General features: G+C 43.1%; 7 protein-coding genes and 4 tRNA genes. 6 read left to right on the top strand and 5 right to left on the bottom strand.

The window, feature by feature from the left end; all coding sequences use genetic code 11:
- The first annotated feature begins 41 nt into the window (after positions 1-41).
- The 5 genes from ACRWQM_RS01850 (at position 42) to rimO (ending at position 10,148) form a co-directional block, all read left to right on the top strand.
- Complete coding sequence (locus ACRWQM_RS01850) at positions 42-2,690, top strand: endonuclease (RefSeq protein ID WP_434931068.1); 2,649 nt, start codon at positions 42-44, stop codon at positions 2,688-2,690.
- A gap of 154 nt (positions 2,691-2,844) precedes the next feature.
- The gene (gene ushA, locus ACRWQM_RS01845) at positions 2,845-4,587 is read left to right on the top strand and encodes a bifunctional UDP-sugar hydrolase/5'-nucleotidase UshA (protein ID WP_434931067.1); all 1,743 of its coding nucleotides are present in this window, start codon (positions 2,845-2,847) and stop codon (positions 4,585-4,587) included.
- Between the two features lie 562 nt (positions 4,588-5,149).
- Positions 5,150-7,306 (top strand): TonB-dependent siderophore receptor, encoded by a 2,157-nt coding sequence (locus ACRWQM_RS01840; protein WP_434931066.1) that lies wholly within the window; start codon positions 5,150-5,152, stop codon positions 7,304-7,306.
- Positions 7,307-7,417: 111 nt separating this feature from the next.
- Complete coding sequence (locus ACRWQM_RS01835; protein WP_434931065.1) at positions 7,418-8,533, top strand: PepSY-associated TM helix domain-containing protein; 1,116 nt, start codon at positions 7,418-7,420, stop codon at positions 8,531-8,533.
- 187 nt (positions 8,534-8,720) lie between these two features.
- Positions 8,721-10,148: a 30S ribosomal protein S12 methylthiotransferase RimO gene (gene rimO, locus ACRWQM_RS01830; protein ID WP_434927333.1), complete on the top strand. Its 1,428-nt coding sequence runs from the start codon at positions 8,721-8,723 to the stop codon at positions 10,146-10,148.
- 208 nt (positions 10,149-10,356) lie between these two features.
- Here rimO and ACRWQM_RS01825 read toward each other — a convergent pair.
- The 4 genes from ACRWQM_RS01825 to ACRWQM_RS01810 form a co-directional block, all read right to left on the bottom strand.
- Positions 10,357-10,433, bottom strand: a tRNA-Pro gene (locus ACRWQM_RS01825).
- 73 nt (positions 10,434-10,506) lie between these two features.
- Positions 10,507-10,583: transfer RNA gene (locus tag ACRWQM_RS01820), tRNA-Pro, on the bottom strand.
- Positions 10,584-10,609: 26 nt separating this feature from the next.
- A tRNA-His gene (locus ACRWQM_RS01815) sits at positions 10,610-10,685 on the bottom strand.
- Positions 10,686-10,734: 49 nt separating this feature from the next.
- Positions 10,735-10,811 (bottom strand) — tRNA-Arg (locus tag ACRWQM_RS01810).
- A 219-nt stretch (positions 10,812-11,030) separates the two neighbouring features.
- Here ACRWQM_RS01810 and ACRWQM_RS01805 point away from each other — a divergent pair.
- Positions 11,031-13,625 (top strand): diguanylate cyclase domain-containing protein, encoded by a 2,595-nt coding sequence (locus ACRWQM_RS01805; RefSeq protein ID WP_434931064.1) that lies wholly within the window; start codon positions 11,031-11,033, stop codon positions 13,623-13,625.
- Positions 13,626-13,724: 99 nt separating this feature from the next.
- Here ACRWQM_RS01805 and rep read toward each other — a convergent pair whose 3' ends face one another.
- Complete coding sequence (gene rep, locus ACRWQM_RS01800; RefSeq protein ID WP_434931063.1) at positions 13,725-15,737, bottom strand: DNA helicase Rep; 2,013 nt, start codon at positions 15,735-15,737, stop codon at positions 13,725-13,727.
- Positions 15,738-15,814: the final 77 nt, after the last annotated feature.

The raw sequence follows: 15,814 nt of genomic DNA, 5'->3' as shown, positions 1-15,814 counted from the left end.
GGCAGTGCGCTTCCCATCAAAGATTCAAAAGAGATAACATTATGAGAATTAAAATTAATGCAGTTGCCACCGCGACTGCCATAGTTCTGGGCGCTTTTTCTTCTGCGGCGAGTGCTGACTTACTGATTACTGAGTACATTGAAGGCAGCAGCAACAACAAAGCCATTGAAATATCCAATCTAGGTAGCAGTGCTATCGATCTGGATGCTAACGTTTATAAGCTGACACTATTTGGCAATGGTGCTGACGCATCAGCACCAGGTAACACTGAGACGCTGACTGGCACTCTGCAGCCAGGAAAGAGCCTAGTTTTCCACAATTCTGGTGCTGCTGATGCGTTTAAAGTGGGCAACGCTTCAACCGTAACATTTTTCAACGGTGATGATGCACTAGTACTAACCAAAGACGACGCGGTTATCGATCGCTTCGGTAAGCGTGGCGAAGACCCTGGCTCTGCTTGGACTGATCCAAACGACGCAAATTTCTCCACCGCGAATAAGACACTGCGTCGTAAGGCCAGCGTTACCGCCGGTGATACAGTGGCCGAGGCTGATTTCCCTGGTGCTGTCAATCAGTGGGTAGTGTTTGATACAGACACTTCTGATGGCCTTGGCTGCTCAGGTGAAAGCGCTTGTAGCTCTGAAGCAACTCCAGGCTTACTGTTGCTAACCGAATACATCGAAGGCAGCAGCAACAACAAAGCGATTGAGATTTCAAACGTTGGTGGCACCGCCATCGATCTAGATGCTAATGTTTACAAGCTAACTCTGTTTGGTAATGGTAGTACGGATCCAGGTAATACAGAGACTTTAACAGGCACTTTAGCGCCAGGAAAAAGTCTGGTATTCCATAACTCAGGGGCCGCAGATGCGTTTAAAATCGGCAATGCTTCTACCGTCACTTTCTTCAACGGTGATGATGCCCTAGTATTAACCAAAGATGACGTGGTTATCGATCGCTTCGGTAAACGCGGCGAAGACCCTGGTTCTGCTTGGACCGATCCAAACGATGCTAATTTCTCTAGTGCGAATAAGACCTTACGTCGTAAAGCCAGTGTAACAGCTGGTGATACTGTGGCCGAAGCAGATTTCCCAGGTGCCAACAATCAGTGGGCAGTATTCGATGTTGATACCGCTGATGGCCTAGGTTGTGCTGGTGAAAATGCCTGCGATGGTTCAGTAACACCTCCAGTACCAGAGCCGGAAACAGGTCCTTGTACGGGTTGCGAGACGCTGACTCCGGTTGCCGATCCTACGACGTTCAATGCTGAGATCTATTACTCAGATGTACTGAGTGGCGAGTTTAATACTGCAGAAGAGCTGAAGAATGCCCTGTCTGTTATCATTGCGAAAAATCACAAGCAACTGACCTATAAGCAGGTTTGGAGCACGCTAACCTACGCAGATCAAGATCCTGCTAACGATAAAAATGTTATTGAGATCTACACAGGTAGCTCTATATCAAAGTACGACAATCTGGGTAGTGGTAGCGGTGTGGGTAAATGGAACCGTGAGCACGTTTGGGCTAAGAGTCATGGCTTCCCAAGCGAGTCTCAGTGGGGGTATACCGATGCCCATCACCTACGTCCATCAGATCCTGGTATTAACTCTGCACGAAGCAACAATGACTTTGGTGCGTGTAAGGATACAGGCGAAGAGGTACTATTCAACGGTGTAGGTACGGGTAACTATCTAGACAAAACGACGGACTGTTGGGAGCCTCGTGATGAGGTGAAAGGCGATGTCGCTCGTATGCTCATGTACATGGATACTCGTTATCAAGGCACGGATACTGCTACGACTCAAATGCCAGATCTTGTCGTGGTAGATCGTCTGACGACTACAGCAGAGGATAGCGAGCCGCTGATCGGTACGCTTTGTACTCTGTATGCATGGAACCAGTTAGATGCTATTGATACCTACGAGCAGAATCGTAACAACCAGGTATACAAATATCAGGGCAACCGTAACCCTTTCATTGACCGTCCTGAGTTAGTAAAAGAAGTGTATGGTGCAGTCTGTGGTGACGATCCAAACCCTGTTTTGGAAGTCGAAGGCGATATCGTTACTCCTGATAGTGTCACTGAAGGCGCTGCTTACACCATAGATGCCTCTGCAATCAAAGCTGGCGAAGGTGTTGTCCTTACTTACAAGTGGGAGCAGATTGTTGGTGATGAGAAGACTGTTGTTGGCAGTGAGGCTATCTTGTCTCTGACTGCACCAATGGTTAAAGCCGATGAGACATTGAACTTCACCTTGACCATCAGCGACGGTACTTTAGAAACAATCAAAGATGTTAGCTTGAGCGTGATGAACGTGCCTTTGACTCTAAATGTAGAGTTTGCTGGAACAACTAAAGTGACCGAAGGTGATAAAACGACTATCACAGCGACAGTTACGGATGCGCCAGAAGGGACTCAATACAGCTGGAAGCAAGTATCTGGAGACACGGCAGTGTTTACTGCTGCAGGTCTGACACTGGATGTCACATCTCCTAGCGTCAATATCGATCAAGTTCTTGTGTTCGAGCTTACGGCAACTGTTGACGAAGAAAGCTTCAGTAAGTCTGTTAGTATTGAGGTAATAAACACCGAAGATACTGGTTGGACTAAGCCAGAGGGTGCGGGTAGCTTAGGTGGTTTTATGACTCTGCTGCTGCCGCTAATGTGGTTGCGTCGCCGCCAAGGCTAATCATCAGTTAAGCCTATAAAGCAGCACCGGTATCGTTCTGGCTGCTGCTTTTTTTTAACTGTACTGCCGTTGTCTTATATCTCATCTTGGCGCATTTCTCTCACGATGATAAAGCTAGTGGCAATGTGTATCTGTTTAATATTGAAGGATTATTATGAATACTTCACTCCTTCCTTCTGGCCGACTTCTTACCTGCTCAGCTATCGCACTTGCGTTGACATTGAGTGGCTGTGGTAAGAAAAAGCTAGAAGAGGCTCCTAAAGCGCCTAAGGTGACGGCATCTGTCGCCTGTATCGCTGCAGGCGATGACTGCAAGCGCTTCACCCTCCTGCATACCAATGACCACCATGGCCGTTTTTGGCATAGTGAAAACGGTGGGTATGGTATGGCAGCACGCAAAACCATTCTTGATCAGATCCGCAAAGAGGTGATTGAACAAGGAGGCCAGGTTTTACTGCTCTCCGGTGGCGACATCAATACTGGCGTTCCTGAGTCTGATCTTCAAGACGCCGAGCCAGATTTTATCGGCATGAACCACCTCGGTTATGACGCCATGGCCGTCGGTAACCATGAGTTTGATAATCCATCAACAGTGATGGATAAGCAAAGGAGCTGGTCAAAATTCCCTTGGTTATCAGCCAACATCTATCGCCAAGTCGATGGTGAATGGCAACGCTACTTTGAGCCCTACAAGCTATTCGAAGTTCAGGGCTTAAAGTTAGCCGTTGTTGGTTTAACTACCGAGCAGACCGCAGAGATAGGCAACCCAGAGTACGTTGAAAATCTAAAATTCACTTCAGCTCAAGCTGAAGCGAAAGCGGTTTTGGCAGAGCTTAAAGAACAGTATCAACCAGATCTAGTCTTTGGTCTGACTCACATGGGTCACTATGAAAATGGTAGACATGGCAGTAATGCTCCGGGTGATGTAGCTCTGGCTCGCAGTCTTGAACCGGGGCAGATTCAAGCCATCATTGGCGGTCACTCACAGTTGCCTGTCTGTATGGAAGGGGACACGGGTGAGTACGTAAAGAAATATGCTCGAGATGAGCCTTGTAAGCCTGATCGTCAAAATGGCACTTGGATCATGCAAGCCTACGAATGGGGTAAATTTATTGGCCGTGCTGACTTTGAATACTACGGTGGCGAGCTTCATCTGGCAAACTACGAGCTAGTTCCAGTGAACACTGAAACCAAGTATGGTTTTATGCAGCATTCTTCTATGCTAACCCCCAAAGATCCGGAAACCCTCGAATTACTGCGTCCATATCAGCGCAATGGTCAGGTAAAACTGCGAGAGGAGATTGGTGTAGCAAAGGCCGATTTCATTGGAGATCGAAAGGTTGTTCGTTACCAAGCGACACCTCTAGGGATTATGATAGCCCATGCTCAGACTCTGCTATCTGTGCCAGCAGATTTTGGCATCATGAACTCCGGCGGTATTCGTACCACCATAAAGAAAGGGCCTATTCGTTATCGTGATGTGCTTGAGGTGCTGCCTTTTTCTAACAGTGTCACTGTGACTGAGATGAATGGTGTCGAACTGAAAAAGTATTTGTCTAAGGTTGCGCTTATGACTCAAGGCTCTGGAGGCTTTGCCCACTTCAGCGGCATCAAGATGACCGTTGACTGTAAAGCTAAGGATGTTGATATCAGTGCTATTGGTGACAAGCCCTTCAAGCTAGAGAATAACTATCGATTTACCCTCCCTAGCTATAATGCTGCGGGCGGTAACAAATATCCAAAGTTGAAGGAAAAGGCGAGAGACACAGGCTTTGTTGATGCCGATATGCTTTATCAATTCATCAAAAAGCATGGAACACTTGATCCTATTAATTATGACACGGCGAAAGATGTTCGCTATATCAACTCTAGAAATTCTGATGGCTGCAGTAGCTAAACTTATTACCTAATAAGGTTAATCGGCTGCTCTATTAACACCCTAAACAGCGCCCTGCCTTTCGGTTTGGCGCTGTTTATTTTAAGGGATGTATCCGGAAAACCCATATCAAGGAAATACGTTTTTGAGACTCTTAGGCTTGAATGATAGCGGCGAAAAAATGCGTTAAATAATCAAAATCAGTTAACAATATTATATTTACTCATCATAAATTCAATTACCTACGCTTACCCTCCATTATTAAGAGCAGAAGAAATCTAATACAACCTAGATAAAACCCACCAAAAACAATGTCGTACAGAAAAGCTTTCAGCATGAAAATATTTTTTAAACTGCTCCATAAGTCCAAAAAAACTCTCCTTATTTTTACAGGATTCAATCCTGAATCTGCAATTTCCGGTTTTCTAATAACGAACGCTCTTCGGTTTTCTTTACAATTCACCACCAATGTAAATAGTAATCATTTCTATTTAGATTAGTGTGTTATTTATATAAACTATGCCTGCAAATTACCGCTGCGCATTAACCGCGTTTTCTTCGCTCGCTATAAAGATGATCAAAAATGAAACGATTAACACTGTCATATGCCATACTTCTCGCACTGACTCCTATCAGTCAACTGCATGCTGAAACCCCAAATGAGACCCAAAATGAAGCGGTAGATCAACTTGACCCTAGTGTTGAAACGATTGAGGTTAAGGGAAGATATATTCAAGGCTACAATGCACATTCTGCCAGTGGAGCATCACGCCTTGATTTAGCCATCAGCGACATACCGCAATCAGTATCGGTGATAACAGATGCACAACTGCGCGATTTTCAATTAAATGACATTAACTCTGCGCTCGATACTGCAACAGGCATTAACGTAGAACGCATTGAAACCGACCGCACCTATTACACGGCTCGTGGCTTTGATGTCACTAATTTTCAAATCGACGGTGTTGGCTTGCCGCTTACCTCAGGTAATAACCATGCTGATGAAGACACCGCGATATACGATCGCGTTGAAGTCATACGTGGCGCAAACGGCTTAATGACAGGTGTGGGTAATCCATCTGCAACGGTTAACTTTATTCGTAAACGCCCAACAGATGATAACCAACTTAATATGCTAGCCAGTTATGGCAGCTGGGACAACCTACGTTTAGAAGTGGATGGCACTGCTCAATTAAATGATACTGTTGCCGCCAGAGTAGTTGCAGTCAAACAAACTAAAGACTCCTACTTAGACCGCTATAAAACTGATAAAACGGTACTTTATGCCTTTATTGACGCCAAATTTACCGATGATACCAGCCTGTCTATCAGCCACAGCTATATTGATAATGATGCTAAAGGTAACAACTGGGGCGCATTACCGCTGTATTACACTGATGGCAGTCCAACAAACTATGACCGTTCAACCAACACTTCAGCCAATTGGTCTAACTGGCAAGTTGAAAAGCAAAATACTGTAGTTGAATTAAGCCATTACTTTTCTGATAACTGGCGTTTACGCGCAACTTATTCGCACAAAGTTACCGATGAAGATACCGAGCTATTTTATGTCTTTGGAACACCAAACAAAACAACCGAACTTGGGTTAACTGGTTATGGTAGTGAATATGATTTAGACGAAAATCATAACCTAGCAGATATCTATATCAATGGTGATGTCACGCTATTTGGTAGAGAGCATCAAATTGTTACAGGCATCAATTATGCCCAAATGGACTACACAGACACCTCACTATACGACTACAGCACGGGAAATGGCTTCCCTGCAATGCCAGATTTAAATACCTGGGACGGTAACACCCCAAAGCCCACCTTTAAAGACGATCTGCGTGGCAGCGATGTCAGCGCAACCCAAAAAGCAGCTTACTTTACCGGTCGGTTTAATCTGTTTGAAGATTTTTATGTCATTGCTGGAGGCCGCTATAACGACTGGCAGGCCGCGGGTGAATCATACGGTAATGTTCAAGATGTAGAAGATGCGCAATTTATTCCTTACCTTGGCATGACCTATCGCTTCATTCCTGAATTATTGGCCTACGCCAGCTATACCGAAACATTCACCGCACAGCGTGAATTAGATATTAATGACAACACATTAGCCCCAGTAACCGGCGAAAGCCAAGAGGTGGGTCTTAAAAGTGAGCTATTCAATGGCAATCTGATTACCACCTTAGCCTATTTTGATATTCAACAAACCAATCTTGCTATGGTAGACCCTCGTACAAGTCAGCTACCTCCGACAGAACGTCGCTATATCGGCTCAGATGGCATTAGCAGTAATGGTTTTGAACTGGATATTGCAGGCGAAATTTACCCTGGATTAAACGCAAGTATTGGTTATACCGACTTTGATATTAAAGGTAATGACCAAGTTGCAGCTTACACTCCAAGTAAGTTATTTAAATTTGCCGCCACCTATGACTTAGCCTTAATTGAAGGGCTCACATTTGGGTTTAATATGCGTTGGCAAGATGATATACAGCGCTCACAAGGCGTGGTTGGTGCTGACTTCATTAATGCAGGACAAGAAATTACGACTCATCAAAAAGCCTATGCCATTGTTGATTTAATGGCTAAATATCACTTTACCGACAGCCTTGACCTCACTGTTAATGCCAACAATGTTACCGATGAAAAATACCTTACCAGTCTTTATTGGGCACAGGGATTTTACGGTGCACCTGCTAATTACAGCGCCACAATGAGCTGGCGTTTGTAATCACTAATCAAACCATACACAAACAATAGCGTAGAAAATTCTGCGCTATTACTTTGCCATGATAAGTGTCAAACCGAATCTAAAGCACAGACAACCTACACAGAGGTAAGCATGAGAAAAACCCTCTTTAAATGGCACTCCTATGGTGCACTAATTGCCATGTTGCCTATCTTAATTATGTCGATAACCGGCAGCATACTGATTTTCAAGGTGGAAATAGATAGTCTACTGAGACCCGCGCACATGCTTGTCGATGCACTGCCCACAACGCCAAGAGTTAATTTAGACACCTTAATGCAAACCACGTTAGGGGCTAATCCTGATTATGAGTTAGGTGGATGGGAGTTATTTGATGATAAGTCACGCTCAGATGCTGCCTACCTGATTAAACGCGGCACAGAAGATTGGAATAAAGTCTATATTAATCAATACACAGGGCAGCTTTTGTCACAAGCTCAACCTGTGGACCACTACATCACCGACTGGCTACTCGAACTACATTACTCATTTTTACTCCATGTAAAAGGGGCTTCAATAGCCTTTATTGCGGCACTCATCATGTTATTTTTAGGGATCAGCGGTATGATTATTTACCGTCGATTTTGGACAAAATTATTCACCCTACGTTTAGGTGCCGTAAAGCGTATTTTGTACAGCGACATTCATAAAATGATCGGTATCATTAGCTCGCCAGTAATGATTATATTGGCTTTTACCGGAGCTTACTGGAATATCAGCGGCATTATTCATGAAGTCACGGAACACGGCGACGGCGAGCATGTTTATATCACTAAACCTTTGCACGGCTTAGATATTTCCTTCGAGCAATTACGTCAACAGTCATCCAAAGAAATAGACAGTTTCCAAGCAGGTTACCTTGCCATGCCGCACGAACCTGAGCGGAATATCGATTTTTACGGACAAGTCGACACCACAAACCCACTGAATAGCGAATACAGCAGCGTGGTCAGTTTTGATAAAATGAGCGGAAAATTACTGTCAAAGCAAGATATTCGCCAAGCAGGTTTTTTAATGGTTTTTATCGACAGTTTTCGTAAATTACACTTTGGTTATTTTGGTGGCTTAATCACACGTATCATTTGGTGTTTTTTAGGCTTGATGCCAGTATTTTTAGCCTTCACCGGATTTTATTTATATTGGCAACGACGTCAATCTAAAGTGCAGTCAAAACAAAAACGCCAACAAGTCTTAAACGAGGCTATTTAGTTAACAATAAGATGGTTTTAGCACACTCACTCACATAGAGGTTCAATCGAACCTCTATTGCCACACAATAAAAACTTCCCCGCGTTGCTTTCATTAGCTGTAATAGCAAAAAGACTGCTGTATAATTCCGCCACTCCAATTTTGGCTGTTATCTACTCGTTTTTTTATACCTATTTATAGAGGCACTATGACTGTTAATCACTATGACCCTAAACAAACCACTACCCTAGCGACACCCAAGAAGGTCATAGAGGAACAAGCAAAATCAGCATTAAGCCTAAATAGCCCAATACAAGCTAGCGCGGCTAAAATTGGTTTTGTTAGTCTTGGCTGTCCAAAAAACCTTGTCGATTCAGAACGTATTCTTACCCAGCTACGTACAGAAGGCTATGACGTAGTCTCTACTTATGCCGATGCTGACATGGTTATCGTTAATACCTGTGGCTTTATTGACAGTGCGGTACAAGAATCTTTAGACACTATCGGCGAAGCATTAGCAGCTAATGGTAAAGTACTGGTAACAGGTTGCTTGGGGGTTAAGAAAGATGAAATTATTGAGCTACACCCTAACGTACTAGGCGTAACCGGCCCACATGCGTATGACGAAGTACTTAAACAGGTTCATCAGCATGTTGAAAAACCAAAACACAATCCATTAATCGATTTAGTGCCAGATCATGGTATTAAGCTGACCCCTAAACATTACGCCTATTTAAAAATATCAGAGGGTTGTAACCACCGTTGTACTTTCTGCATTATTCCTTCTATGCGCGGTGATTTAGACTCTCGTCCCATTGGTGATGTGTTAGGTGAAGCGCAGCGTTTAGTCAAAGCTGGCGTTAAAGAATTATTGATTATTTCACAAGACACCTCAGCCTATGGTGTCGATGTAAAACATAAAACGGCATTTTGGGACGGCATGCCAATCAAAACTCACATGCAGCAGCTTTGTGAAGAGTTAGCAAAACAAGGTGTTTGGGTGCGTTTACATTATGTTTACCCTTATCCGCATGTGGATGACATTATTCCATTAATGGCGCAGGGCAGCATTTTACCGTATTTGGACATTCCGTTTCAGCATGCCAATAAACGCATCCTTAAATTGATGAAACGCCCAGGTAGCTCAGACAAAGTGTTAGAACGAATTGCTAAATGGCGCGAAATTTGCCCAGAATTGGTGATCCGTTCAACCTTTATTGTTGGTTTCCCAGGTGAAACCGAAGAAGAGTTTGAAGAGTTATTAGACTTTTTAGAAGAAGCACAATTAGATCGCGTAGGTTGTTTTAAATACTCGCCAGTAAAAGGCGCTAAAGCCAACGACTTACCGGACCATGTGCCTGACGATGTTATGGAAGACAGGTTACAACGCTTTATGGCTTTACAGGCGCAAATAAGCGCAGACAAGCTGCAAGCCCGTATTGGTCAAGAGTATTTAATCTTAATTGATGAAGTGAACACCGAAGGCGCTATTGGCCGCTCATACATGGACGCACCAGAAATTGACGGTAAAGTGTATTTAACCGACGAGTTTGACGTACAACCTGGCGATCAAATTTGGGTGCAAATTATTCATGCCGACGAGCACGATGTGTGGGGCGTACGCGTAGAAGACTAATCGGTCATTAATCAAGATCACTATGCCAGCTTAATCGCTGGCATTTTTATACCCAGCACAGTCAGCTAAGCTGCAATTAGTTAAGCAACTATCCGTTAAGCAACTGCCGGTTAAATCACAATCAGTTAAAGTAGGTTATTAATCTTATTAAAAATATTTTATTTCAGATAGCAAAAAGCCACTCATAAGAGTGGCTTTTTGCTTTATGTGGTCGGTGATAGAGGATTCGAACCTCTGACCCTCTCGTCCCAAACGAGATGCGCTACCGGGCTGCGCTAATCACCGAGATTTTTACTTGAAAACAAGTCTGATATTTATTTAACGTTGAGGCTAAATTCGCTATAAGAAAGCGGGAATGTGGTCGGTGATAGAGGATTCGAACCTCTGACCCTCTCGTCCCAAACGAGATGCGCTACCGGGCTGCGCTAATCACCGAAATATACATAAAACAATAAATTGAATGGGGTGACTGATGGGGTTCGAACCCACGACAACCGGAATCACAATCCGGGACTCTACCAACTGAGCTACAATCACCACTGACTTTCAATCTTACTAACCAAATCCGACAAAACATACTACCGAATGGTGCGCCCAGAAGGATTCGAACCTTCGGCCTTACCCTCCGGAGGGGTACGCTCTATCCAGCTGAGCTATGGGCGCTCGCCTTGGTTAGCGACGCATATACTAAGGATAAATTGCCTCCACGTCTAGCCCTGATTTACTTTTTTTAACTGACTGATTAACTTTTGACTCATCAGCTGCAATTATCACCATTGTACGTGACATAATATTACTTGGATCACGTATCAAACTATGCTAATTATAGGTGTTGAAATAACGGATTTCTTTTTGGTATTTAATGGGATAAAGCAACTGCTAATGATAGATAAGGAAGTTAATTATCCAAAGCTAACCAATAACGTTGAATCACTTCAACGCCGTGTTATGCGTTTAAAGCGTTTGGCCGCTAAATATAAACGGGCGGAAATCATTCAAAATGCTTTATTAGGTATCTCTAACATTGCTACTAAAGCGGCATCTTTAGATGATTTCTATATTGGAGTTCATCAACATTTACAACGCTTAATTCCTGCTGACAACTTTTTTATCGCGTCCCAGAACCCCAAAACTGGCATGATGAGTTTACCTTTTTTTGCCGATGAGAAAGATCCCCACCCAACTGAGCTATACCCTGATGAAGAAATCTCTGCCATTTTAAAGCGCGGTATAACGGGCTATGTGCTTCGAAAAGGTAAACCTTTACTCTGTGACGACGCTGGCTTTAATCAACTCATTGAGCAGGGAGAAATTGAAGGCTTAGGGTCACCATGCCATCAATGGCTTGGGGTACCCATTAAAAACCAAGATATTGTCAGCGGTGTACTGGTGGTTCAAAGTTACAATGAGCACATTAATTACGGTGAACTTGAACTCGAATTAATGGGCTTTATTAGCCACCATATTTCTGGTGTGATGGAGCGTCTGCAACATAACGAGCAACTTGAATTAGCGATCGAAGAGCGTACTCGAGAATTAAGCCAAGCGTATAACAGCCTTAAATCAGAAGTAAAAGAGCGAGTAAAAGCAGAAAACTTACAAAAGTCATTATTCGAAATAGCTGACTTATCTGCTTCCAATGTTGCCGAGCATGATTTTTATAATCGTATTCATCAAATTATTAGCCAACTTTTACCCGCACAAAATTGTTTTATCTCTTTCATTGATAAAAATAATACTTTGTCATTTCCATTTTATGTATCGGAAATGGACAGTGAACATCCAGCCAGCCGCCCAATGCAAGATGGTTTAACCGAATATATTTTGCAACACAAGCAGCCAAGGCTACTCAGTGGTGATGATATTAAAACCTTGATTAAGCATGGTGACATTTATGCCCAATCACCGGCACTGAATAGAACTGAAATGATGCATCAATGGATAGGCATACCATTAGTGATTAAGGGCGAAGTTGTCGGTGCGCTAACCATTTACAGTTTAGATACAAAACAAAATTATCAAATCAAAGATCTTGAACTGCTGACTTTCGTTTCACAACATATTGCTAATGCGATTGAACGCAAAGATGCGGTTTATTCATTAAAGCGCAGCCATGAATTGCTCGAAGAAAAAGTGACTACGCGAACCCAAGCCCTGGCACAAATGAATATCAATCTACAGGAAGAAGTTAATCAGCGCCGTAAAATTGAAGCGCAGCTTGTTCACGATGCCCAGCATGATAATTTAACCGGTCTGCCTAACCGCAATTATCTTATGGAGCGATTATCACAAGCATTGAAACATGTTAGGCGCCATGGCTTAGACCAGTTTGCGTTACTGTTCATCGATTTAGACCGCTTTAAAGTAATAAATGATACTTTTGGTCATCTTGAAGGCGATCGGTTTTTAATTGAAACCGCAAAGCGATTAAACAATTGTATTCGTGAAAATGATACCTTAGCCAGAATGGGTGGAGATGAGTTCGTGGTATTACTTGATACTATTCATGGTACTCAAGATGCTGTAGAGGTGAGTGAACGGATTTTGCATCAAATCAGTCAGCCATATTTGTTAGCCAATCAAGACTTTGTTTCGGGAGCCAGTATTGGGATTGCGTTCAGTAGTACCAGCCAATTAGAAACCGGCGAGTCCATATTACGTGATGCTGACAAAGCCATGTATAAAGCTAAATCAAATGGTAAAGGCTGCTATATCATTTTCGACAGTAAACTAAGCTACCAGTCCGAACTACAATATGATTTAGACCAGCAGTTAAAGCAGGCTATCAATCAACAACAAATTAAAATAGATTACCATCCAATATACGACATCGATCAAACAACCGTGCTGGCGATTGAGCCCAAAACACACTGGCACCATGATAAACATGGAAAATGGGACCATGCTAAATTACTGCAGCTGGCCAATAGCTCACAACTCGAACTCGTACTGGATGATTATATTTTCAAACGATTAAACCAAGACTATCCTCAACTGAAGCAACAATTTGGTCAAGACATACAACTATATATGTCTATTTCAAGCCAACATGTAAAGCATAAATACGCGCTGCGAAATTTGAAAAAAACCGTCAAAAGTAGCGAAATAGATTTATCTAAATTAACCCTATTCTTCAATGAAAAGTCCCTAGTTAAAGACACTGAGAATCATCTCAACGCATTTGATATTATTAAGCAACTTGGGGGGAATATTGGCGTTGATCACTTTGGGACGGGTTATAGCTCACTCAGTAGCTTGAGCTTTTTACCGATATCAACTTTGATGTTAGATAACGAAATCAGCAAACATTTACTCAACGAAAACCAATTGAAATTAGTTAAGGCTTACCGCTTATCGGCTGATGCATTAGATTTAAAGATTGTGGCAACAGGTGTTGATACCTTACAACAACGCCAACAATTTTTAGAATTGGGCTACCGAATAGGTCAAGGACGAGCGTTAAAGCACGCACACTGATTAATTTTAGCCTTGCTTACTCATTTGACAATCGCCTTCGCCCTTTAACTCAGGCGGCACACACGTTAAATATCACCTTTTAAACCTCACCTAGACGTATTACTTTTTAAACATATCCCTTAGATTGGCAATGTTACTTTTACCCGACTCGACTCTTTGCTGTTCTGTTTGTTGTGGTTTGCGATTTTCCCAAATTAAATCATCCTGTGGTAACTCCATCAAGAAACGACTTGGCTCACAGCGCATTGTTTCACCAAACTGACGACGTTCGCGGCAAATAACAAACCACAGCTCACGTTGCGCTCGCGTAATGCCTACATAAGCTAAGCGCCGCTCTTCATCAACGTTATCTTCATCAATACTCGATTGGTGCGGCAAAATACGCTCTTCTACGCCCACCATAAACACAAATGGGAACTCCAATCCTTTTGAAGCATGTAATGTCATTAACTGTACTTGATCGCCGCCTTCATCTTCACTATTACGCTCCATCATGTCGCGTAAAGTGAGTCGTGTTACCACCTCGGGTAAAGTCATCGGCTCATCCAACTCATCACCCTCGAGCATTTCGGTGACCCAGCGATACAGTTCTGAAATATTCTTCATCCGCATTTCAGCCGCTTTGGCGCTTGTACTGGTCTCGTACAAGTAATCTTCATAGTTAATACTGCGGATCAACTTTTTAATCGCATCGACAGATTCGCCCCGCTTGGCTATCTCTCCTGTATCAACAATAAACTGGCCAAACTGATATAAAGATTTTATCGCGGCAGGTGCCAGTTCATGGTTTAAGCCCGCATCAAAAATAGCTTCAAACATTGAAATATGTTTTTGATTGGCAAAGTTGCCTAAGCGTTCTAAGGTTGCAGGACCAATACCACGCTTAGGTAAATTCACTACCCGCAGAAATGCATTATCATCATCGGGATTAACCACTAAACGCAGGTAAGCCATAATGTCTTTAATTTCAGCGCGGGAAAAAAACGACGTACCACCACTGAGCTTGTAAGGAATACGGTTGGTCATCAACGCCCGCTCAAGTAAGCGCGATTGATGGTTGCCACGGTATAAAATGGCGTATTGACCAAATTGGGTACGGCCAACAAACTTATGCCGAATAATTTCCGCAATCACTCGCTCAGCTTCTTGTTCTTCGTTCGCTGCAATCAATACCCGCAATGGTTCGCCATAGGCTAATTCACTGAATAGAGCCTTTTCATACACATGGGGGTTATTAGCAATCAAGATATTAGCCGCACGTAAAATACGCTGGCTGGAGCGATAGTTTTGCTCCAGTTTAATCAATTTAAGCCTGGGAAAATCAGTGCCTAATAGGACTAAATTTTGCGGTTTAGCCCCGCGCCATGAGTAAATAGATTGATCGTCATCGCCCACAACGGTAAATCTTGAACGCTCTCCCACCAACAACTTCACTAATTCATATTGGCTGGTATTGGTGTCTTGATACTCATCCACCAGCAAGTATTGAATGCGAGTTTGCCAACGGGTGCGCACTTCTTCATTCATGCGCAGTAATAATGTAGGAATAAGAATTAAATCATCAAAGTCTAATGCATTATACGCTTTCATGTGCTGCGCATAGCGCTGATACAACATGGCAAATAACTGCCCTTGCTCATCTTTAGCTAGCTTGCGCGCTTGCTGTGGAATGACCAACCCACCCTTCCAATTAGAAATGGCTGACGCCAAAGATTTAATTAAATCTTTATCTTCATCTAACTCGTCTTGGGTTAGCTCTTTTAATAGTGCAAATGTGTCTTGATCATCAAACAGTGAAAAGCCCGCTTTTAAGCCTAACACTTTGTGTTCACGCTTAATGATTTCTAGCCCCAGGGTGTGAAAAGTAGAAATCCATAACCCACGCGCTTCTTTACGGCCCATAGACTGAGCCACACGTTCTTTCATCTCTCGAGCGGCTTTATTGGTAAAGGTTACCGCAGCGATATTGCGCGCTTTATAGCCACACTTTTCGACTAGGTAAGCTATTTTATTAATGATAACTCGCGTTTTACCACTGCCAGCGCCAGCTAAGACCAGACAAGGGCCTGAGACATAATGTACTGCTTCATTCTGTCCTGGATTGAGTTTCATTAAATAACTTTCCCACTATTAAACACGAAGGCGGATCATAGCAGATGGTAACTTGGTAGAGTTAACAATTTTGACGT

The organism is Shewanella sp. HL-SH5 (genome assembly GCF_051163755.1).
Classification (GTDB): Bacteria; Pseudomonadota; Gammaproteobacteria; order Enterobacterales; family Shewanellaceae; genus Shewanella; species Shewanella glacialimarina.
The sequence above is the reverse complement of the archived record's forward strand: the minus strand, read 5'-3'. Positions and strand labels throughout refer to the sequence as shown.

What these genes read in the sequence shown, in the direction of transcription:
- ACRWQM_RS01850 (WP_434931068.1), top strand. Translation starts at nt 42, where the DNA reads ATGAGAATTAAAATTAATGCAGTTGCCACCGCGACTGCCATAGTTCTG.
- ushA (WP_434931067.1), top strand. Translation starts at nt 2,845, where the DNA reads ATGAATACTTCACTCCTTCCTTCTGGCCGACTTCTTACCTGCTCAGCT.
- ACRWQM_RS01840 (WP_434931066.1), top strand. Translation starts at nt 5,150, where the DNA reads ATGAAACGATTAACACTGTCATATGCCATACTTCTCGCACTGACTCCT.
- ACRWQM_RS01835 (WP_434931065.1), top strand. Translation starts at nt 7,418, where the DNA reads ATGAGAAAAACCCTCTTTAAATGGCACTCCTATGGTGCACTAATTGCC.
- rimO (WP_434927333.1), top strand. Translation starts at nt 8,721, where the DNA reads ATGACTGTTAATCACTATGACCCTAAACAAACCACTACCCTAGCGACA.
- ACRWQM_RS01805 (WP_434931064.1), top strand. Translation starts at nt 11,031, where the DNA reads ATGATAGATAAGGAAGTTAATTATCCAAAGCTAACCAATAACGTTGAA.
- rep (WP_434931063.1), bottom strand. Translation starts at nt 15,737, where the DNA reads ATGAAACTCAATCCAGGACAGAATGAAGCAGTACATTATGTCTCAGGC.